The 21,262-nt window shown below is 64.2% G+C and carries 21 protein-coding genes; 11 read left to right on the top strand and 10 right to left on the bottom strand.

What is annotated here, in order from left to right; all coding sequences use genetic code 11:
* Nucleotides 1-163: 163 nt before the first annotated feature.
* Genes WA702_RS13615 through WA702_RS13580 form a run of 8 tightly spaced genes read right to left on the bottom strand, consistent with a single transcriptional unit; the run spans nt 164 to nt 7,042 of the window.
* Nucleotides 164-1,228 (bottom strand): PilN domain-containing protein, encoded by a 1,065-nt coding sequence (locus WA702_RS13615; RefSeq protein ID WP_425111051.1) that lies wholly within the window; start codon nt 1,226-1,228, stop codon nt 164-166.
* Nucleotides 1,229-1,233: 5 nt separating this feature from the next.
* Entirely contained in the window at nt 1,234-2,148 is a 915-nt protein-coding gene (locus WA702_RS13610; RefSeq protein ID WP_425111048.1) for a general secretion pathway protein GspK, read from the bottom strand.
* The gene (locus tag WA702_RS13605) at nt 2,148-2,879 is read right to left on the bottom strand and encodes a PulJ/GspJ family protein (RefSeq protein WP_425111047.1); all 732 of its coding nucleotides are present in this window, start codon (nt 2,877-2,879) and stop codon (nt 2,148-2,150) included. The genes WA702_RS13610 and WA702_RS13605 overlap by 1 nt, the downstream gene beginning before the upstream one ends.
* Nucleotides 2,876-3,280, bottom strand: coding sequence for a PulJ/GspJ family protein (locus tag WA702_RS13600; RefSeq protein ID WP_425111046.1), 405 nt, complete (start codon nt 3,278-3,280; stop codon nt 2,876-2,878). Before WA702_RS13600 ends, WA702_RS13605 begins: the two co-directional genes overlap by 4 nt.
* Complete coding sequence (locus WA702_RS13595) at nt 3,261-3,725, bottom strand: pilus assembly FimT family protein (RefSeq protein ID WP_425111045.1); 465 nt, start codon at nt 3,723-3,725, stop codon at nt 3,261-3,263. Before WA702_RS13595 ends, WA702_RS13600 begins: the two co-directional genes overlap by 20 nt.
* A complete protein-coding gene (gspG, locus tag WA702_RS13590; RefSeq protein ID WP_425111044.1) occupies nt 3,726-4,199 on the bottom strand; it encodes a type II secretion system major pseudopilin GspG in 474 nt (157 codons plus the stop codon).
* A gap of 11 nt (nt 4,200-4,210) precedes the next feature.
* Nucleotides 4,211-5,320, bottom strand: coding sequence for a type II secretion system F family protein (locus tag WA702_RS13585; RefSeq protein WP_425111043.1), 1,110 nt, complete (start codon nt 5,318-5,320; stop codon nt 4,211-4,213).
* Nucleotides 5,321-5,329: 9 nt separating this feature from the next.
* Complete coding sequence (locus tag WA702_RS13580; protein WP_425111042.1) at nt 5,330-7,042, bottom strand: GspE/PulE family protein; 1,713 nt, start codon at nt 7,040-7,042, stop codon at nt 5,330-5,332.
* Between the two features lie 279 nt (nt 7,043-7,321).
* On the opposite strand from WA702_RS13580, the gene gspD reads away from it, so the two are divergent.
* The 4 genes from gspD to WA702_RS13560 all read left to right on the top strand — a co-directional run bounded on the left by gspD (nt 7,322) and on the right by WA702_RS13560 (nt 12,221).
* Entirely contained in the window at nt 7,322-9,676 is a 2,355-nt protein-coding gene (gspD, locus tag WA702_RS13575; protein ID WP_425111041.1) for a type II secretion system secretin GspD, read from the top strand.
* A 13-nt stretch (nt 9,677-9,689) separates the two neighbouring features.
* On the top strand, nt 9,690-10,202 hold the full coding sequence (locus tag WA702_RS13570; RefSeq protein ID WP_425111040.1) for a tetratricopeptide repeat protein: 513 nt from the start codon (nt 9,690-9,692) through the stop codon (nt 10,200-10,202).
* 188 nt (nt 10,203-10,390) lie between these two features.
* On the top strand, nt 10,391-11,794 hold the full coding sequence (locus WA702_RS13565) for an MFS transporter (protein ID WP_425111039.1): 1,404 nt from the start codon (nt 10,391-10,393) through the stop codon (nt 11,792-11,794).
* 25 nt (nt 11,795-11,819) lie between these two features.
* Entirely contained in the window at nt 11,820-12,221 is a 402-nt protein-coding gene (locus WA702_RS13560; RefSeq protein WP_425111038.1) for a VOC family protein, read from the top strand.
* A 113-nt stretch (nt 12,222-12,334) separates the two neighbouring features.
* On the opposite strand, the gene WA702_RS13555 is transcribed toward WA702_RS13560, so the two are convergent.
* Nucleotides 12,335-13,114 carry a Spy/CpxP family protein refolding chaperone gene (locus tag WA702_RS13555; RefSeq protein WP_425111050.1) on the bottom strand — a complete coding sequence of 260 codons (780 nt, stop codon included), beginning with the start codon at nt 13,112-13,114 and terminating at the stop codon, nt 12,335-12,337.
* 429 nt (nt 13,115-13,543) lie between these two features.
* On the opposite strand from WA702_RS13555, the gene WA702_RS13550 reads away from it, so the two are divergent.
* The 6 genes from WA702_RS13550 (at nt 13,544) to WA702_RS13525 (ending at nt 19,682) form a co-directional block, all read left to right on the top strand.
* Nucleotides 13,544-14,884 carry an ABC transporter substrate-binding protein gene (locus WA702_RS13550; RefSeq protein ID WP_425111037.1) on the top strand — a complete coding sequence of 447 codons (1,341 nt, stop codon included), beginning with the start codon at nt 13,544-13,546 and terminating at the stop codon, nt 14,882-14,884.
* Nucleotides 14,885-14,983: 99 nt separating this feature from the next.
* On the top strand, nt 14,984-15,922 hold the full coding sequence (locus WA702_RS13545; RefSeq protein ID WP_425111036.1) for a carbohydrate ABC transporter permease: 939 nt from the start codon (nt 14,984-14,986) through the stop codon (nt 15,920-15,922).
* On the top strand, nt 15,922-16,833 hold the full coding sequence (locus WA702_RS13540) for a carbohydrate ABC transporter permease (protein WP_425111035.1): 912 nt from the start codon (nt 15,922-15,924) through the stop codon (nt 16,831-16,833). The genes WA702_RS13545 and WA702_RS13540 overlap by 1 nt, the downstream gene beginning before the upstream one ends.
* A gap of 6 nt (nt 16,834-16,839) precedes the next feature.
* On the top strand, nt 16,840-17,940 hold the full coding sequence (locus tag WA702_RS13535; protein ID WP_425111034.1) for an ABC transporter ATP-binding protein: 1,101 nt from the start codon (nt 16,840-16,842) through the stop codon (nt 17,938-17,940).
* A 36-nt stretch (nt 17,941-17,976) separates the two neighbouring features.
* Nucleotides 17,977-18,969: a hydroxyacid dehydrogenase gene (locus WA702_RS13530; protein ID WP_425111033.1), complete on the top strand. Its 993-nt coding sequence runs from the start codon at nt 17,977-17,979 to the stop codon at nt 18,967-18,969.
* Between the two features lie 281 nt (nt 18,970-19,250).
* Nucleotides 19,251-19,682: a hypothetical protein gene (locus tag WA702_RS13525; protein WP_425111032.1), complete on the top strand. Its 432-nt coding sequence runs from the start codon at nt 19,251-19,253 to the stop codon at nt 19,680-19,682.
* Nucleotides 19,683-19,731: 49 nt separating this feature from the next.
* Here the strand turns inward: WA702_RS13525 and WA702_RS13520 are convergent, their stop codons facing one another.
* Nucleotides 19,732-20,244 carry a DUF1993 domain-containing protein gene (locus WA702_RS13520; protein ID WP_425111031.1) on the bottom strand — a complete coding sequence of 171 codons (513 nt, stop codon included), beginning with the start codon at nt 20,242-20,244 and terminating at the stop codon, nt 19,732-19,734.
* Between the two features lie 82 nt (nt 20,245-20,326).
* Between WA702_RS13520 and WA702_RS13515 the strand changes: the two genes are divergently transcribed.
* Nucleotides 20,327-21,121: a transporter substrate-binding domain-containing protein gene (locus tag WA702_RS13515; RefSeq protein ID WP_425111030.1), complete on the top strand. Its 795-nt coding sequence runs from the start codon at nt 20,327-20,329 to the stop codon at nt 21,119-21,121.
* Nucleotides 21,122-21,262: the final 141 nt, after the last annotated feature.

Below are 21,262 nucleotides of genomic sequence, written 5' to 3'. Positions count from 1 at the left end.
AACTGCTCGAGCATCGCCGCGGTGGCCGCAACGGCCGAGCGGCGTCCCAACATGTCGGTGGCGGAGCTGACGATGACGAACAGCAGAACGGTCATCACGCCAAGATAAGCCGCTGCCGCAGGCAGCGGCCTGGCGAGCACCCTGACCAAGGTCGCATTCTGGTTCATGATCCGGACCCGAAATACGGTGTCACATGCGCCTCGATATGAAAGCGTTCACCGGACTCTTCAGGCGATCGCGTGGTCGGTGCGAAGAAGGTGGCGCGGTTGAACTGCGGCGACTGCTCCAGAAGCCGGATCAGCGACGGCGCATCGCGCGACAGGCCGACGACCTGCAGCTTGTCGCCTTCCACGCGCAGCTCCGTCACGTAGGTCGTGTCGGGCAGCGTGCGCGACAGCGACTCCAGCGCCATCACGGTCGACGGCGAGGTCTGCTTGCGCTTCGCCAGCAGGATCTCGGCCGAGCTCGCGCCTTGATTGAGCCGCAGCGCAGCGCGCCGCTTTGCGACCTGCTGCTGCAGCTCCTGCTGCTGCGCATCCAGGGCGCTGTCGACATAGGACGCGATCGCAAGTATCGCCGCGGCCGCGAACCCGGTGCCGAGCATCAGCCGGCGCAGCAGGCGCGGCACGTCGACGGCAGCCTTGTTCCTTCCAAGATGCCACTCGAACAGACGGACCGGCATAGCAGACGCGGCCTCAGGCGCAGTGACGAGGCCTGTTACCGAGGCGGCGCTGAGACTGCCGGCCAGATCGATCAGCGGCTTGATCTTCGCTTTCGACGTCGCGGCGAGAGTCAGTGCGATGCGGTCATGCGCCACCGGCTCCGGAGCGCTGAGGCCATAGACGACCTCCTCGACCGGCCACGGCGTCACGCGATCGATCTGCGCCCGTACCATGCCGTCGAGGAACGCCGCCGCCTGTTTCGGAAAGTCGAGCGTCCGAAACAGCACCTGGTCCGATTGCATGACGATCTCGAGCTGGCTGCCGCGCAGCGCGGCCAGCCATTGCGGCGACAGCCGCGGCTCGATGTGCCCCTGCACCAGATGAAACGAGATCGGCTGCAGCATCGCGCCTTTCGCCCGCACGGAAAGGCTCGCCGTGAAGCCGCCGGACGAGGCTTCCTGCAGCCGCACGCGCCGGCGCGGCGCAACACGCGCCAGCAGCATCTCGATCGCCGCAGCCACGGCCGTGATCCAGGTTGCGAACAGCTCTTTCAGCTCGGCCCACATTGCCGTCAAGATTCCCTTCCGCGCGCCACGGCGCCGTCGTGCCAGGCCAGCACATGATAAGGCGTTTTTTCGTCGCGCCCCAGCCCGATCACCACCTCGGAGGCCGTTTGCCAGCCATTGCGCAGGCGCAGCCGGACCAGAATGCGATAGGCGTCGCATTTGTCCGCGCTGGCACTCGCTGCGGCACTGCCCAGTGCGCGCTTGATCGCCTCGGCATCATTGCCAAGATTGGCACGGTCGTCGAGGAATTGCTTGAGAATGAGCGGGGTCATTCCCGGCAACCCCGCGATCACCTCGGGAGGCGCGTTGGCGGCATCGATCCCGTTCAAACCGCTGAACACGGTCACGTAAGGCAGCGCGCGCTCGACCAGCGCGGGCGGTAGCCCCAGCACCAGGCTGAGCTCGTCGACATGTGCGAAAGGGCCGAGCCGCGGACCATAGGTCAGGCCCGCGGCGCGATAAAGCGCATCCTCGCCGCCAGCGGCACCCGGCGTCCCTTCGGTGCGCCAGCCGATGATCCGGTCGGCATAATCGTTGGCCCGCTCCGGCGCGGCACCGAGCACGGTCAGCAATCCGGCCAGCAGCGGCTTCTGCGCATGGTTGAGGTCGATGCGCGCGCTTTCCGCAACGAAGCTGACCGATATCTCGGCACCGTTCAGGCGGGTATGGAATGCGCCGAGCGACGGACGCTTGTCGCCGGACAGGCCGAGCTGATAGGCCGTCAGCTCGACCGCCGCCGAGACCAGTGCTTCAGTCTGCAAGGCATTGTCGTTGACCGCGATCGCGCGCGCCGAGTTCGCCAGGAAAGCCGAAAAGATCGCCGCCAGTGCCGCCAGCGCCGCCAGCAGCCACAGCACGGCAACCAGCACGAAGCCGCGCTCGGATCCGAAGGCTTTATAGCGGCGGGAGATCGCGCCCATCACAGCTCCTTCGGCTGGGTTTGCGATGCGTTCGGCTTGCCGTCATTGGGCGGCTGCGCGCCCTTCTCGTCATCCGACGGCACCGCCGGTGCGTTGACATGGACCGGCGTCGCTGTTGACACCGACAAAATGCGCCCGCTGCCCGCCTCCCTCACCGTCAGCCGGATGACCGACGGCAGCTTGTCGTTGTCGCGCCAAGTGTCGCGGAAAACCCGGTCGGGACCAGCATAGGCAAACGACAGACGCATCGGCGGCGTCAGCAGCACCACCGGATCGCTGGTATGCACCTGCTCCAGCAGCGAACTGCCGGGCGGTAACGGGGTGAATAACGCGCGGGAGCGAACGGTCACGAGCCGGCCGTGATCTGACGTCTCTCCGATCCTGACGACGTCGAGACCGGGGCCGACATTGGGACCGATCGCCGTGCGCACGAAGGTGACCGAGAATGCCGAGCCATCGAACAGGGGCTTGGGCCGCTCGCCATTAGCGGCCTTTCCTCCGGCCGGAACGAATTCGGCCGCGGCGAGATCGGCGGCCATGCGCTGCATCGCGATCCCGACCAGCTCGCTGCGCTGGATCCGGTCGATGCCGTGGTTCCAGCTCGGCAGCCATTGCGCGGTAATGGTGGCGAGCGCCGACAGCACGAGCCCGGTCAGCGCCAGCGCTACCAGGGTTTCGATCAGGGTAAAGCCCTGCTCGCCGTGACGTTGAATAGGACGACGGCTGCTCATTGCTTCGGCTTAGGCATCAGGCGGACGGTTTCCAAATCGAGCGTCGCGCCGGTGGCGTCGCGGACACGCAGCTTGACGAGCTCTGGAATCCATTTGACGTCGTCCTTGTCGACGATCCAGTCGCTGCCGACCGGACCGATATCGATCTGCCAGCGCGTATCTCCATTCCGTCCCGTCAGCCGCCCGGGCTCGAGCTTGCTGCGATCCGGAATATCCGTCGACATCACCGTCTGCGCGCTCTGCACCAGCGCGACGTGGTCTTCCAGCTTGCGCACGCCGCGCGCGTTGGTCGACATCAACCGTCCGATCGCCACGACCGATACGGCGACGATCGCCAGCGCAACCAGCACCTCGATGATGGTGAAGCCGGCGTCGCGGCGGTCAGTTGGCAAGCGGCGCACGGGGGTTGATCTCTATCCTGCCGGTCAGCCAGTTGACGCGGATCTCATAGGCCGTATCCAGGCGGCTCAGCGCGATCGCGCCGCCGCATGACATGCCGTCGGGAAAAAAGCTGATCACCGACAGCGATACGCGCTGGTGACAGCGCTGCGGCAACAACGCGTCGAAGCGCACGTCATCGGGGATCTGCAGCGTGTCACGGCTGGCCCCAGAACGGATCGCCCGCGCATGCGGGTCGATCAGCGTGGTGACATCGACGCCGCGCCGGATCGCGGCGTTGCGGTCGCTCTTGAGCAGCGTGGCCGCCTGCAACGCGTAGGCCTGCAGCCGCGCCCTGGAGGTCTGATGCGGCACCAACGGCAGCAGCACCGTCGCCACTAGGGCGATGATCGCGATCACGCAGACCATCTCCAACAGCGTAAAGCCCTGCTGGCCGTTGCGCTCCATTTAGTTCTTCGCCGTGTTGATCGCGTCGAGCGACAGGTCGGCAGCAGCGCCGCTGCCGCCCTCCTGCCCGTCGGAGCCGAGCGACATGATGTCGTAGGGATTGTGCTCGCCCGGCACGCGGTAGAGATAAGGATGGTTCCAGGGATCATTGGGCAACGCGGCGCCCTTCAGATAGGGACCGTTCCAGGCGGCGACGCCGGCCGTCGGCTGCACCAACGCCGCCAGGCCCTCGGACGCCGATGGGTAACGGCCGGTATCGAGATTGTAGAGATCGAGCGCACTGGCGAAGCTCTGCATCTGGATCTTCGCCGCCTTCACCTTGGACTCGCTGAGATAGTTCAGCACGCGGGGGCCGATCAGTCCCATGATCAGGCCGATGATCGTGATCACCACCAGCATCTCGACCAGCGTGAACCCCTGCTCGCTTGCGCGATCGATATGCCGCCTGCCCTGCGCGACCGTTTTCCGTGCCATTGGATCCTCATTCATCCGACGAGTTGGGTGACTGACAGCAGCGCCGTCATGACCGAGACGATCAGGCCGCCGACGACGGTGCTGATGGTGACGATGGCCAGCGGCCCGATGATGCCGACGATGCGGTCGAGGCTGCGCTGCAGCCTGGCTTCGTAGAACTCGGCGACACGCCCGGCGAGAACTGGCAATTGCCCGGTCTCCTCGCCGAGGCGCAGCATGCGCAGCGCCATCGGCGGCAGGCTGCTATCGGCCGACAAGGCATCCGACAGCTTGCCGCCGTGCCGGACGCGGTCGGCGGCGGCCGACCAGCCGGCCGCGTTGCCCGTCACCGCCATGATGTCGACCAGGATTCGCAAAGTGCCGGTCAGGCTGACGCCGCTGCCGAGCAGCACGCCGAGGTTCCGGCAAAAAAGAGTGGTGCGGTAAAACTGGAAGATGCCGGCCAGTCCCGGCACGCGCGCGGCCGCTCCCACAATCGCCGACCGCGCACCCGGCCGGCGCAGCAGCCACCATATCGCAGCGATCAGCGCCGCCGCTGCCAGCGGCAGCACGAACAGGAGGAAGAACAGCATCACGCCGCCGGCCGCCACCAGCACGACGGCGGGATATTGCATCGCATCGGTCAGCTTGCGGCGCATCTGCTCGGACCGCGCCCGTTCCGCGCCGATCGCCTCCAGCACCTGATCGAGCGTGCCGGAGACATCGCCGACCCGGACCAGCGCGACATACATCGCCGGAAACAGCGCCGGATGCGCGGCGACTGCGTCGGCAAAGTTCTCGCCCGAGAGCAGCGCCGCGCGCAGCTTGCCCACCACCGGACGCAGCCGGCCGACATCGGCGTCCGCGGCCAGCAGTTCGAGCGCATCGTCAAGCCGCGCGCCGGCCTTGAGCAGCAACGCGAGGTCGCGCGTGAAGGTGGTGACTTCGGCGGAACTGGGCTGATTGAGCATGCCGAGGCCGAACGAGCCCGAGGCGGCCTTCTTCTTCTCCTCGATGGTCTCGATCGGCAGCAGCTTGAGATATTCGATGCGCGCCGCCACCTCGCGCGCGCTCGGCGCCGAGAGTGTGCCGTGCACGATCTCGCCATTTTGCGTCAGCGCGCGGTAGCGGAAGTTTGGCACCTCTTCACCTCAGCGCGTGGTCGTGACACGGAGGATCTCCGCAGGCGACGTCAGCCCGGCGCGGCACTTGGCGATGCCATCGTCCAGCATCGTCGTCATGCCGGCGTTGATGGCAGCCTGATCGATCTTGTGGCCGTCGGTGCGCTCCCCGATCAGGCTGCGTAATTCGTTGTCGAGTTCGAGCACCTCGAACACGCCAAGCCGTCCGCGGTATCCGCTGCCGCCGCAGCGCTCGCAGCCACAGGGAGAATAGAGGCCCTCGCCGACGCGGAAGCCGAGTGCGGCCAGGCGGGGGTCTTCGCTGAAATCGTCGGCGGTCAGAGCCGTTTTCGTTTTGCAACGTTCGCAGAGCTGCCGCACCAGGCGCTGTGCGATCACCGCGCGCAGGGTCGAGCGCAACAGATAGGCTTCGACGCCGAGATCGAGCAGACGCGGCAGCGCCGCCGCCGCCGTTTCCGTATGCAAGGTGGTCAGCACGAGATGGCCGGTCAGCGCCGCGTGAATGGCGACATGGGCGGTCTCAGAGTCGCGGACCTCACCGACCATGATCACGTCGGGGTCCTGACGGACGAAGGAGCGTAGCGCGGTTGCGAAAGTCAGTCCGATGGACGGCTTGACCTGGGACTGATTGACGCCGGCGATCTCGTATTCCACCGGATCCTCGATGGTCAGGATCTTGCGCGAGGGCTCGTTCAGGATCGACAGGATGGTCGCGAGCGTCGTGGTCTTGCCGCTGCCGGTCGGCCCGGTGATGACGATCATGCCATGCGGCAGCTTGAGCAATCGCCGCAGCCGGGTCTCGTCGGACACCGAGAAGCCGAGCTTGTCGACGACCAGCAGATTCCGATCCTTCGGCAGCAGGCGGATCACCGCGGACTCGCCATGCTGGGTCGGCATGATGGCCACGCGGATATCGATCTCGCTGCGGCCGGCGCGCAGCCGCGCTGCACCGTCCTGCGGCAGACGGCGCTCGGCAATGTTGAGGCTGGCAATGATCTTGATGCGCGAGATCACGGCCTGCGGCAGCACGCCGGCCGGCGCCACGACGGGCCGCAGCAGGCCGTCGATCCGCATCCGCACCACCAACCCGCTCAGGAACGGCTCGATATGGATGTCGCTGGCCCTGAGCTCGATGGCCTTTTCCATGAGATCGTTGACCGCACGCACCACCGGCGCGCCGCTGGCAAGATCGCGCAAACTTTCGATGTCGTCGTCGCGCAGCTCCGGCAGTCCGTCGCGACCGCTCTCCTCAGCGGTGCTCTCGTCGGCCAGCCGCCGATCGAGCACGACGGCGAGGTCTTCGAACGAGGCGATGGCGAGTGCAATCTCCGGACCGAGCACGATCTCGGCCGCACGCTGCGTCGCCTGGTCAGACGGGTCGGCAACCGCGAGCACCATGCTCGCGTCGGCCGAGCGGTAAGGATAGACCAGCGTCTCGCGCAGGAACCGTGGCGCAAATGCCTCAGCCAATGACGCGCCTGCGAGAAGCTCCTGCAATGAGACGCGCTCGCAGCCATAGAAGCGGGCCGCTTCATCGGCGAATTCATTCGCCGACAGGTCCGTCAATTCCCACAGCTTGCTGGACGTATTCTGCCCGCGCGCAGCGCCTGACGATGCGGAGTCCGACGCACCCGCCTCGGTTCGACCAGCGGCTTCCATCGACCTGAGATGGCCCGATTGGCGAAGATGCTCGACAAACTGCGATGGCTGCGGACCCGTCATGCGTCTTCCAGTCGCAATTCTCGTGGCATGTGTAAATGTCGCGGCCGAACGTGACCGCACACCGCGAGCGCCTTGCTTATCGAACGGGACCATGACAGTTGTACGAAAAGTTTGCACTGTCAATGGCCGATTGCATACGCTATCCTGACCAACAGCAAGTAGAAAGCCAGCTAATTTTATTGGCGTAATTACTGTCGTGTTGGGGAGCTAGGGAGGGCGCTTCATGGGTCGGCCCTGTGCACGATTCGCGAATGACGTTTAGTTGGATCGGCGTAGGTTATGGTGAGTAGCGGCATTCGACGCCGGTCCTGGACAGCACTAGTCCATCGTACATGCTTGCTCGCGGCCGCGCTCGGCGTCGCCGCCGTGTTGAGTTCTTGCAATTCAGCAACAATCAACACCGCCGCGCCCGCGGACGTGGATCCGCTCGACAAGATCCGCTCCCTCGACATCCTGCCGAAGCAGGCCGACGGCATTGGTGGCGGCCGTACCGAGATCGGCCAGCGTGGCCGCGCCGCCGTCTATGAAGGGACAGAGATCACCGACGTCGCCGATGCGCGCATAGCTCCGACGCCGGCGAGCGGCGGCGGCTACGATCTCAACTTCGAGAACACGCCGGTCGCGACGGTGGCGAAGGTGGTGCTCGGCGACATTCTTGCCACCGGCTACACCATCGATCCGCGCGTGCAGGGTACGGTCAGCCTGGTCTCGGTGCGGCCGGTGCCGAAATCGTACATTGTGTTCGTGCTGGAGAACGCGCTGCGGCTGAACGGCGTGGTGCTGGTGCACGATACCACCGGCTACCGGCTGACCCCGCTCGGCGACGCGGTCGGCGCCGGCCGTGTGGATGCGGTCGCCGGCAACCCCGAGCCCGGCTACGGCGTCTCGGTCGTGCCATTACAATATGTCTCGGCGCAGAGCATCCTGAAGTTGATGGATTCCTTTGCGACCAAGCCCGGCACGGTTCGCGCCGATTCAACGCGCAATCTGCTGCTGATCCAGGGCACCGGCCCCGAACGCCGCAATGCGGTCGAGACTGCCATGAGCTTCGACGTTGACTGGATGCGCGGCCAGTCCGTCGGCATCTACCCGCTCAACAACAGCGCGCCCGAGCCGCTCGTTGCCGAGCTCGAAAAGATCTTGGATTCCGGTGAGGCCGGGCTCAGCCAGGGGGTGCTCAAGTTTCAGCCGGTGAGCCGGCTCAACGCGATCATGGTCGTCAGCCGCAAGCCGGCCCTGTTGCAGACCGCCGCCAACTGGATCAAGCGGCTCGATCGCGAGGATTCCACCCGCAACAGCGTCCACGTCTATCAAGTCAAATTCGGCGAGGCTAAGCAGATCGCGCGCGTCCTGAACGACATGTTCGTCGGCGGCTCCTCGTCCTCGCTCGACAATTCTGACAGCCAGCTCGCACCGGGCTCCGGCTCGTCGTCGACATCGAGCGCCGACCGGCTTTCGCTCAACAGCAACTCGGCCTCCACATCGTCGCAGTCGGGCGGCTTTGGCGGCGCCCGGCCGGCGGGCGGCATCATGGGAGGTGCGGGCGGCCTTGGACAACAGTCACCGGGCAATGCCAATCAAGCTGTTGCCGGCGGCGGCGCGCTCGACAGCACGCGCGGTGGCGGTGGAGGCGGTGGACAGCCGCTGATGCAGGGCGTGCGGATCACGCCTGACGTCGTCAACAACTCGCTGCTGATTTATGCCGACCAGGCGAACTACAAAATCATCGAGAACACCCTCGCCCAGCTCGATCAGGCGCCGCTCCAGGTCGCGATCGACGCCACCATCGCCGAGGTCACGCTGACCAACGAACTCAGCTATGGCGTCCAGACCTACATCACCAGCAAGCAGCTCGGCCTGAAGCCCAACCAGGGCTCGATCACCAACAGCCAGTCGACGTCGGGCCCGACGACAAGCACGACGACGGATGCCGCCGGCAACGTCGTGTCGGCGGTCACCAGCGCGGTGATCAGCCGCGCCTTCCCGGGTTTCAATTTCCTGATCGGCTCGGACGCGAACCCTGCTGCCATTCTCGACGCGCTGCACGCGGTTACCAGCGTCAAGGTGCTGTCCAACCCGTCGCTGGTCGTGATCAACAACCAGGTCGCCACCCTCCAGGTCGGCGATTCCGTCCCGGTCTCGACCGGCAGCGCGACGGTGCTCACCACCAGCAACACGGTGGTCAATACCATCGACTATCGCAACACCGGCATCATCCTGCGGGTCTCGCCGCGCATCAACGTCAACGGCAACGTCCGGCTCGATGTCGAGCAGGAGATCAGCAACGTCGCGCCGGGAAGCGCGGCAAGCCTGACGCCGACCGTCTCGGAACGCAAGGTCAAGAGTTCGCTCTCGGTGGCATCCGGGCAGACCGTGCTCCTGGCCGGCCTGATCAGCGAGCAGCAGAGCGGCGCCCGCAATGGCATTCCGATCCTTGACGAGATCCAGGGCTTGGGTGATGCCTTCTCGCATCAGAACAAGACCGGCACGCGGACCGAGCTGATCATCTTCATCCGGCCGCAGATCATCCGCAACGGTACCGACGCCCATCACATCGCCGAGGAGCTGCGCTCGAAGCTGCGCGGCAGCGTCGGCGCCAGCACGGACGATCTCAACATGCGAACGGTCCGGTGAGGCGCTAATGCCGATGTGCCGTTCCAACTTGCGCTTGTCGGTGGGCGTTGCGGGGCTGGTCGTGCTCGCCGCCCTGTTCGGTCCGACCGCAAGCGCCCGTGCCGATGGCGTGGCGCGCGCGTCCGCCGCCTATGCGCGGCAAGACTATCTCGCCGCCGTGCGTATCCTGACGCCGCTGGCGCTGCACGGCAACGCGCGCGCACAATCCTTTCTCGGCTTCATGTATGAGAACGGCTATGGCGCGCCACAGGCCTATGACGCTGCGGCCGATCTGTACCGGCAGGCCGCGATCTGCGGCAATCCGTTCGGCCAGAGTATGCTCGGCCTGATGTACGACAAGGGCCACGGTGTCCCGCAGGACTTCGTGCTGGCTTACAAATGGCTCAACCTTGCCGCGGCGCGCGCCTCGATCCACGAGCGCGAGTACTTCATCAGGCTGCGCAACGCAGTGGCCTCGAAGATGTCGCGGGCACAGATCGCCGAGGGGCAGCACCTGGCGCTGCTATGGGCGCCCGGCCAGCCCTGATCCGGAAGCGACCTGTACCGCCATTGCTGCGGCGCGCAAAGCGTCTCACCGGCGCATGCCTGATCTCACCCTGCGGCTGTCTTGCCGTCGCGGCCATCGTGGGAGTAGCTTCCATCAGCGGTCGGGTGTAGGCGCGACGCCTGATCGGTCCATCGCGACAACAACGAACATGCGCCGGGGGAACCGCCATGTTCGAGGAGCTCGATCGTCGCACCAGCCTGTCCCACAACCAGCTCAAGATCCTGATCGCCGCGATTATCGGCGACGCCTTGGAGTTCTTCGATTATTTCCTGATCGGCTTCGTGCTCGCATTCCTGATCGGCCCGTGGAAGCTGACGTTCGGGCAGTCAGCCACCGTCCTGATGAGTTCCGGGATCGGCGCGATCATCGGCGCCTTTGCCTGGGGCTGGCTCGCCGACCGGATCGGCCGGCGCGTGGTGTTCATCGGCACCGTGCTCAACTTCTCCATCGCCACCGGCCTGCTCTATTTCACTCCCGACAATGGCTGGATCTATCTGGCGGTGATGCGGTTCTTCGTCGGAACCGGGGTTGGCGGTTTGTACTGCGTCGACCTGCCGCTGGTTCAGGAGTTCATGCCGTCATCAAAACGCGGCTGGGTCGGCGGCCTCGTCACCTGCGTCATCCCCCTCGGCGTCGGCCTCGGCGCGGTGCTCGGCGCCTTCGTGGGGAGTGACCAGTGGCGGCTGTTGTTTGCCGTCGGCGTGCTGCCTGCGATCCTGGTGCTGCTGATCCGCCTCTGGGTGCCGGAGAGCCCGCGCTGGCTCTGCCGCCAGGGCCGCTATGAGGATGCGCGCAACTCACTCGCCTGGGCGCTGCAGGTGCCGCCATCGTCGCTGCCGTTGCCGACGGCGGCCGATGCCGGTCCGCCGGTGACCAGCAACTGGCTCGACCTGTTCAAATATCCGCGCAGCCTGCTGGTCTCCTGGCTCGGCAATGCCGGCGCGCAGACCGGCGTCTATGGCATCACCCTGTGGGCGCCGTCCTTATTCGTGCTGTTGCTGAAGGTCACCCCGCAAAAGGCCGCCAAGATGATGATCCTGCTCACCGTCTTCGGCTTCATCGGGCGGATATCGTTCTCGTTCCTGGCCGAATGGATCGGACGTCGTAACGCCGGCGGCCTGCTCGGCCTTGGCGCCGGCCTGCTCACGATCCTTGCCGGCATCAACTACGACACGGAATTGATGGGCGTGTCGGCGTTCTGGCTGATCCTGGCCGTCGCGTTCTTCTTCGCCGATGGCGGCTTTGCCCTCGTCGGGCCCTATGCCGCCGAGGTCTGGCCTTCGCATCTGCGGACGTCGGGCATGGGATCGGCCTACGGCTTTGGCGGCATCGGCAAGATCATCGGACCGGTCGGCCTCGCCCTGATCGTCGGCTCGAACAATTACCTGAAACCCGATGTGCCGCTGCCACAGATCCCGCTGGCCTTCCTCTATCTCGGCTGCTGGTTCCTGATGGCCGGGATCGTCTACTTCTTCTTTGGTCTGGAGACCAAGGGCAAGTCGATCGAGGACATCGACCGCGATCTCAACGCGGCGCCGGCGCTGTCCACCACGCAGGTGCGCCAGGCCTGATAGTCGTTCACAGGAGAACCACGGAATGCCTTTGGGACCATTGCAGCACTTCACCATCGAACCATCCGATCTCGAGCGCACCAAGTCGTTCTATGTCGACATGCTCGGGCTTGAGGTCGGCGAGCGGCCGCCGCTCGATTTTCCCGGCTACTGGCTCTATTCCGGCGGGATCGCCACGGTGCACCTGATGGGCGCGCGCAAGCCGCGCGACGGCATCGTGGTGCGCGGCACCGAGAAGAAATACGAGGATACCGGGCGGCTGGACCACATCGCGTTTGCAGCCACCGACGTCGCTGATGTCCGCGACCGGCTGAAGGCGGGCAATGTCAGCTTCCGCGAGCAGATCGTGCCGCGCACCGGCGACACCCAGATCTTTCTCTACGATCCGGACGGCATCGGCGTGGAGCTGAACTTTCCGAAGGCCTGATGATGGGCGAACGCTGCACTTTGTTAGTGCAGCGCGCTATCCGATAGCCTTCCGCGCAGAGATGACGACCTCTCCCTGCGCGGAATGTCGTCCAGGCAAATCCGGTCAAGCCCCTAATCCAGCCCGCGCTCATGGCTGAGGCGGACCATCTCGTCGATGAACAGCTGCTTCTGCTTGTCGTCCAGCGTGGCAAACAGCGGATCGGCGGAATCGGCGACATTGCGCTGATCCGCGGCCCGATCGACCAGGAACTGGGCCTCGTTGCGCATCTGCTCGACGATGTCATCGGGCGGGTCGCGCTTGGCGCGCGCAATGCGCAGGTTGAGGCGATCGGCGCCGTTATGACCCAGATTGTGCATAGCGGTCGCGAACGATCCCCAGTTCTTCTCCTGATCTGCCGTCAGATTGAGTTCCTTCTTGATGCGCTCGATATTGGCGTCACTGTTCGCGACGATCTGGTCGGCGGTCAGCTCCGGCACGCCTTGCTGGGTCAGCATGGCCGGCGACGCCGGAGGCACCGCTGCCTTGGTAAGCTTGGTTGCCTTCCCCTTCGCACTCTTTGATTTCTTCTCGTTCGGATCTGGTGCGATCTGGGGGGCCTGACTTGGGTTGGCGCCGTTGGCGGAGTTGCTTGTGGTGTTGTTACTCGGTGGCGCGAACGTCCCAGCCACGCCGGTGACCACCCCGACCACGCCGCCGATCGCGCCGCCGAGCACGCCGCCGACCGGTCCGGCCGCCTTGTTGCCCTCACGCGCGCCCTGCTCGACTCCCTTGATCAATCCCTGCGCGGCAACCTGTCGCGGACCACTGATGCACCAGGCCAGGATGAGCGTCGCGCCTATTGCGACGCACAGGCGCGGCCAAGTCCGCGATGTCGTGCGGAGAATGTGCATGAACAGGACCTCCATCAGAAATTGAGATTGGATCGATCGCGGTTTTGCAAGCAGACCAGAAGAGCGCGACTCGTGTTCTGTCTCTATTTCTAGCGTTGTCGCGCCGCGCAAGTCCATGTCGGGCAAACGCATCACTGCGCGACGCCGGTTGAGTCAGGCGGAGCGTGGCGCTCCGGCGCGCCACCCTGCTTCGCCGAGTGCGACGCAATAGCGACCATGCAAATTGCCTGGCAAAGCCAGCCATAGACTTTTTTCTCAGGCAATTAGTTTGAGATGACAAACGTGTGTCGTTTCTCGACAGGGCAAAACATTTCTGCTCTGATCACTCCAGAGAAATCTGCGCATGGCCGGTTGCCCTGCGACGCAACAAAATAAAGAACGGGATTTCCGGGGATTGCTATCCGTTTGGCCCACCAGGGAGGGAACGCCATGTCACGGAGGAAGCTTACTCGTCGTCAGTTCGTTGCTGCCACTGCCGCCACCTCGGCCGCACTAATTACCGCCCCCTATGTGCGCGGCGCCTATGCCGCCGGAAAAGTCTCGATCGGCTTCTGGGATCATTGGGTGCCGGGTGCCAACAGCGCCTCCACTGAGCTATGCAAGGAATGGGGCGAGAAGGAAAAGGTCGACGTCGAGATCGACTACATCACAAGCCAGGGCAACAAGAACCTGGTGACAATCGCGGCGGAAGCGCAGGCGCAATCCGGCCACGACATCTTCCAGATGCCGACCTGGTGGTGCCATTCCAACTCCGAGTTGATGGAACCCTTGAACGACATCATGGACCCCATCATCAAGGAGAACGGCGAGGTCAACGACACCGTCAAATATCTCGGCCAACTCGACGGTAAATGGATGGGCGTTCCGGCCTGCGTCGGCAGCCAGATCAAGGGCCCCTGCTCGCGCATCGACCTGATGAAGAAATATGCCGGGATCGATGTGCAGGAGATGTACCCGGCAGGCGCGCCGCCAAAGGCTGACAACTGGACCACGGATGCATTCCTGAAAGCGGCGGAAGCCTGCCACAAGGGTGGCTATCCCTTTGGCATCGGCCTCGGCGAGACCAGCGACAACGTGGATGCGGCTGGCGCGTTCTTTCGGGCTTTCGGCGCCCAGCTCGTCGACGCCAAGGGCAACGTCACGGTCAAGACGGACGAGGTCAGGCAGGTGCTCGACTACTACAAGCGGCTGATTGCCTTCCTGCCGCCCGATGTCGCAGCCTGGGACGACGCCTCGAACAACAAATGGCTGGTCGCAGGCAAGGGCGCGATGATCATGAACCCGCCGAGCGCCTGGGCGGTCGCCAAGCGCGACGCGCCGCAGGTGGCCGAGCAATGCTGGACCCACGGTTTCCCGGTCGGACCAAAGGGGCGCTTCGCACCCTTCCTGCCGTTTTTCTGGTCGATCTGGACCTTCTCCAAGAACAAGGAGGCGGCCAAGAGCCTGCTGGTTCATCTCTCGAAGCCGTCCTCGATCGAGAAGATGGTCAACGCCAGTGGCGGGTACGACCTTCCCGCTTTCGAGAAGCTGACGACCCTCAAGGTTTGGGCCGAAGCGGAGCCGCCGAAGGGCACCCTGTTCCACTATCCCGATCCCTACAAGCAGCAGGTGATGTCGATCGCAGCCGCGCCGGCGCCGCCCAAGATCGCGCAGCAGATCTATTTCCAGGCTACGCAAACCAAGATGTGCCTGCGCTACGCCCAGGGTGAGAAGATGGAGGACACGCTCGCCTGGGCTGAAGGCGAATGCGAGGGCTTCCTGCGCAGCTAGGTCGACCTGAACTGCTTGCTGCGGCCCGCTACACGGGCCGCAGCAACTGGACCTGCCGTTGTTCGCCCTCTCGCTCCTAAAGCTTAAGGAACCTGCGCCATGGTTGATGTTGCCGTTCAACCGAACCGCATCGCCCCCGCACGGCCGGCCGCGCGGAAATCAGGGCTAAAGACCGCCCTCAAGCGCAAATCGACGACAGCGTTCCTGATGACGCTGCCGTTGATCCTGCTGATCGGCATCCTCGTGGTCTACCCCGCGCTCTATTCGCTGCATCTGGCGACCTTGAACAAGTCGATGCACAAGTTCGTCGGCTTCGGCAACTTCATCTTCCTGTTCAAGCGCGACACCTTCTGGCTGGTCGTGAAGCAATCCTGCATCTTTGCGCTCACGGCGGTGTTCTTCAAGGTGCTGCTCGGCTTCATCGTTGCGCATTTCGTCCACAACGTCCCGGCCAACAAGCAGCGCAGATGGCGCGGCATGCTGCTGGTGCCCTGGGTGATCCCGCCGGCGATGAGCACCTTGGCATGGCTGTGGCTGTTCGATCCCTCTTACAGCGCCTTCAACTACACGCTGTCGCTGTTCGGCATCGGTCCGGTGCCGTGGCTTGGCGATGCGAATTGGGCACGCTTCTCCGTCATTCTCGTCAATGTCTGGTACGGCGCCCCGTTCTTCCTGATCATGTATCTGGCGGCGCTCAAATCCGTCCCCGAGCAGCTCTATGAAGCCGCCGCGATCGACGGCGCCAATTGGTGGCAGCGCATCTGGTTCGTGACCTTGCCGATGATGCGCAACATCATCGCCATCACCACGCTGTTCTCGCTGATCGTTACCTTCGCCAATTTCGACATCGTGCGCATCCTGACCTCGGGCGGTCCGCTCGATCACACCCATCTGTTCGCGACCTGGGCCTTCAAGCTCGGCATCGAAAGCGGTGACATCCCGCTCGGCGCCAGCGTCTCGCTCTTCATGTTCCCGATCCTCGCCATCGCGGCCATCTTCATCCTGCGCGACGTCACCAAACGGGGGAACGAAGCCTGATGAGCACGCTCGCAATCGACAAGGCCGGCCCATCCCGCCAGGTCAAGCACGGCAGCATCAGCCGCGACCGTGCTTGGGCGCTGCGCTGGTCTTATTTCTTCCTCATCCTGTTTTCGATCATGGCGCTGACGCCGCCGCTCTACATGGTCATCACCTCGCTGAAGAGCAGCGCCGAGATTTCGGCAGCGACGAATCCGTGGTGGGTTTTTCATCCCACGCTCTCGAACTACAAGGAGCTGCTGGGCTCGAGCCAGTATCTCCGCTTCTTCCTCAATTCGGCGATGGTCTCCGTCTTTGTCGTCGTCATCACCATGCTGATCAGCGTGCCGGCGGCGTTCGCGCTGTCGCGGATGAAATTCTGGGGCTCGGCGACGCTCGCGACCGGCGTGTTCCTGACCTACCTGATCCCCGATTCGCTCTTGTTCCTGCCGCTGTTCAAGATGTTTGCGGTGATCGGCGACTGGACCGGAATCCAGCTCATCAATCGCTGGTACGTGCTGCTTTTCATCTATCCGACGCTGACCGTGCCGTTCTGCACCTGGATCATGATCGGCTACTTCGCCTCGATTCCGAAGGAACTGGATGAAGCCGCCATCATCGACGGCGCATCCTGGCTGCAGACACTGACCCGCATCTTCATCCCTGTCGCCCTGCCAGGCCTGATCGCGGCGACCATCTTCGCCTTCACGGTGTCGTGGTCCCAGTTTCTCTATCCGATGGTGTTCACGACCTCGACCGACCAGCTGGTGCTGCCGGTCGGCATCGTCACGACCTTGATCAAGGGCGACGTCTTCAATTGGGGACAGATCATGACCGGCGCACTGCTCGGCGCCGCGCCGCCGCTGATCATCTACGCGTTCCTGATGGACTATTACATTGCCGGCCTCACCGCCGGCGCGACGAAGGGTTGATGGGTCATGGCTGACGTAAGCTTGCGCAGGGTGGTGAAGCGTTACGACGACGTCGAGGCTGTCAGGGGCATCGACCTCGAGATCTCAGACCATGAATTCGTCGTGCTGGTCGGCCCGTCCGGCTGCGGCAAGTCGACGACCTTGCGGATGATCGCGGGGCTGGAAGATATTTCCGACGGCGACATCATGATCGGTGGCGACGTCGTCAACGACGTGCCGCCGAAGGACCGCGATATCGCGATGGTGTTCCAGAACTACGCGTTGTACCCGCACATGACGGTTGCGGAGAACATGTCGTTCGGGCTGCGCCTGAAGCATTATCCGAAGGCGGAGATCACGAGCCGGGTGGCGGAAGCCGCGCGCATGCTCGACATCGCCGATCTGGTCGACCGCAAGCCGAAGCAATTGTCCGGCGGCCAGCGCCAGCGGGTGGCGATGGGCCGCGCCATCGTGCGCAACCCAAAGGTGTTCCTGTTCGACGAGCCGCTCTCCAATCTCGACGCCAAGCTGCGGGTGCAGATGCGGATCGAGATCAAGAAGGTGCACCAGAAGGTGCGGACGACCACGGTCTATGTCACCCATGACCAGGTCGAGGCGATGACTCTGGCCGACCGCGTCGTGGTGATGAACAAGGGCCGCATCGAGCAGATCGGCACGCCCAACGATCTCTATCACAACCCGGCCACCCGCTTCGTCGCCGGCTTCATCGGCTCGCCCGCGATGAACTTCATTCCCTGCCGCCTGGAGGATACCGGCGGCACGCTTAGCATTCGCCTCACCGACCGCCTCGCTTTCCCGCTGCCGCCGGCGCGTGCAGCGCGGTATCGAGCGGCGCCCCGGACCGACGGCCTGCTGCTCGGCATCCGTCCCGAGCACATCACGGAGGCGCGGCCGCATCGCGAGCCGGGCATCGAACTGTTCGATGCCGTGCTCGACGTCACCGAGCCGATGGGCATGGAGACGCTGGTCTACTTTACGCTTGACGCCGTCCAGGTCTGTGGTCGCGTCAATCCCGGCGCCGGCGCGCGCGACGGTGCCCCGCTCAGATTGGCGATGGACCTCAATAACATGCACCTGCTAAACGAGACCACAGGCGCCGTTATCTGATGGGCGCGCCGAAGAAAATGTGGTCAAGGGCAGGAAATGACAGCGGCAACCAATAAGAAGAAGGTCTTCATTACCGAAACATTGTCTCCGTCCGGGCGCGCGCTGCTCGCCGTGCGTGACGACGTCGAGATGGTCGAGTTCCCCAACATGATCTCGGCTCCGGATTTCAACGCCATGTTGAAGGCGCATGCGCCGGTCCATGGCGTGGCGCTGGGAGCCACCCGCTTCGGCGAGCCCGAGCTCGACTCCTCCGGGGACATGAAGGTCGTGACTCGGATCGGCGTCGGTTATGACGCCGTCGACGTACCGGCTCTGAGCCGTCGCAAGGTGCCGTTGTTGACCGCGGGCACGGCGAACTCGCCCTCAGTGGCCGAACAGGCGCTGTTCATGATGCTGTGGCTGGCCAAGCGCGCCGCCGAGATGCATGCCATGATCAAGGACGGCACCTGGGCCACCCGCCTCGGCGCGTTGCCGTTCGACCTCTACGGCAAGACCGTCCTGATCGTCGGCTTCGGCCGCATCGGCACCCGCACCGCCAAGCGCTGCCAGGCCATGGAGATGCAGGTTCTGGTCTATGATCCCTACAAGACGGCCGCCGAGATCAAGGCGGCCGGCTGCGAGCCAGTGGCGGACCTCGACCTTGCGCTGCCGCGTGCCGATTTCGTCACCATCCACTGTCCGAAGACGCCGGAGACGGTCGGCCTGTTCGACGCGGCGCGAATCAAGCTGATGAAGCCGACCGCCTATCTGATCAACACCGCGCGCGGCGGCCTGGTCGACGAGACGGCGCTGCTCGATGCCCTGGTCTCCGGCCGGATCGCCGGCGCCGGTCTCGACGTGTTCGAGCAGGAGCCCCCTCCGGTCGGTGCAGCGCTGCATGCCCTGCCGAACGTGATCATGGCCCCGCATGTCGCCGGCGTCACCCGCGAGGCCGTCGACCGGATGAGCGAGCAGACCGCGCGCAACATCCTGAGCGTCCTCGATGGCGAGCCGATCCGGCCGAATGTGATCAATCATGACGTGCTCTGACCGATCGGTTTCACAGCAGAGTCAGAGCGTTAGGCGCAAAAATTCGCGTGCCTGAGACCGCAGGGCGGCCCGCAAGGCCGCCCTTTTTCATGCTCGTTGAGGAACAAACTGCAGCGCTGCGCATTTGCGGTCTGTCATTTCGTGGTGGGGCGAAGCCGCAACGCGCGGTCGCAATCCCTGCTTTTCTCAAGCGATCCTTGCACAACCGATGGGAATATCGTTACAACTATGAGCATTGGAATAGTCATTTGCGCGCGTAGGCATGAAGGGGGCAGTTGCTGATGAGTATTGCGACCGATCATGCGCTTGCAACCATTGAGAGCATCCTGGCGCCGCCGGGAGGGACGCGGGAGACGACCAAGCCGACATCCGCCGAGGCTGCGGCAGACGCCAAGCCCGCCGCAGGCGAAGTCAAGCCAATCCCAAAGCCCCTTGTCGAGGCTGCCGGCTATTGCAAGACCGGTCCGGGGCCGATGGCTGCGCTCCGCTTCAAATGGACGGTCCGGCATGGCGAGGACGGCTATTATGTCGACGAAACCGTCGCCGCCGGCTCGGTGCCGCTCGTCAGCGGCCCGATGAGCGGTGAAGCAGCGATCCAGTTCGTCGACGATCGCGCGCGAGAGGCGCAGGAGCGCTTCCAGGCGTTGAAGAACGAGATGACCGGCCAACGCCCCCCAGCGCCGATCCGCGCTTCCGGCGGAGACGACAAATAGCCGCCCTGCCCGTTCCGCGACAGCGGTAACCCGGCGTCAATCTGCTACGCTAGCGCAGCTGTCCGAGAAAATCCTTCTTGATCAACTCGACTCCGGCATGCCGCATGATGTCGTAGGCTGTGGTGACATGGAAGAAGAACTGCGGCAGCGTGAACGTGAGCAGCAGTGAGCGGCCCGTGAAAGCCCGCGTCGCTCCGTTCCTGAAGGCGAACACCACCTCGCGCTCCGCACTCGCCTCGATCGCAGCTTCCGGCAAGCCCTTGATGTAGTCGATCGTGGCGCCGATCCGCCGTTTCAGCTCGGCCATATCGGCCTCGCTCTCCAGCACGGCCGGCGTGGGCTGGCCCGCCAGCAGCGCGCAGCCCAGCATCACGTGTCGGTTGGCCTCACAGACCTGTCGCGCCAGATTGAACATGTTAGGCGCGATCCGCATGTTAAGCAGGACGGCAGGGTCGATCCTGCGATGCTCGGCATGCTCGGCGGCACGGTCGAGCAGCGCGGCCAGATTTCCAAGATACGGAACGAAGACCTCGACCGACGCCTGCATCATCGAAATGCTCATGGATTACCTGCTCCTTGCGCTCGCCTCGTTCGATCGCCTCGTATAGACACGACCTCAGGGAGCGACAACGAGACCCAAAAAAATGAAAATTCGCAAGTGCAGCATTTCGCTTTTCGCCGGCCTGATCGCGTCGGTCGTCGCGATCTCCGCGGCCCCGGCCGAGCAGCCGTCCAGCCGCCTCGATGAGATCATCACACGCGGGAGCTTACGGGTCGGCATGACCGGCGACTACAAGCCGTTCTCCTATTTCGACAAGACCAACGACAAGTTCTCCGGCTTCGACGTCGACATGGCCGAGGCACTCGGCAAGGCGCTCGGTGTCAAGGTCGAATATGTCCACACCGCCTGGCCGCAATTGATGAAGGATTTCGAGGCCGACAAGTTCGACATCGCGATGGGCGGCGTCTCGATCACGCTCGACCGGCAGAAGAAGGGCTACTTCTCGATGCCGATCATGCGCGAAGGCAAGACGCCGATCACCCGTTGCAACGATATGGCCAAATACCAGACGCTCGATACGATAGACCAGCCAGGCACGCGGGTGATCACCAATCCCGGCGGCACCAACGAGCGCTTCGCGCGCGCCCATATCAAGCATGCCGACATCAAGGTCTATGGCGACAACGTCACCATCTTCGACGAGATCGCCAAAGGCGATGCCGACCTGATGATCACCGACGCCTCCGAGACCCGCTACCAGCAGAAGCTGCATCCCGGTGTGCTGTGCTCGGTCCATCCGGACAAGCCGTTCGACTTCGCCGAGAAGGCCTACTGGCTGCAGCGCGACATGGCGCTGAAAGCCTTCGTCGATCAGTGGCTGCATATTGAGACCGAGGATGGCAGCTTCAAGAAGCTGATGGCGGCTTGGTTCGAATAGTCGATCGGTCGTCGGTAGATGGGGTAACGGGCCGACCGGAGCGAGCCGCACGCTCGCTACGGCGCTGTCGATGAGCGCGCTCGCGTGCTCGATTGGCAGCGGGGCGGTCGTCCCTCAGAATGATGGTGTTAACCGGAGTCG

It is taken from the genome of Bradyrhizobium sp. (assembly GCF_049798375.1).
In the GTDB taxonomy this organism is placed as follows: domain Bacteria; phylum Pseudomonadota; class Alphaproteobacteria; order Rhizobiales; family Xanthobacteraceae; genus Bradyrhizobium.
Note: the sequence above shows the minus strand (reverse complement) of the source record. Positions and strands in the feature narration are given on the sequence as shown.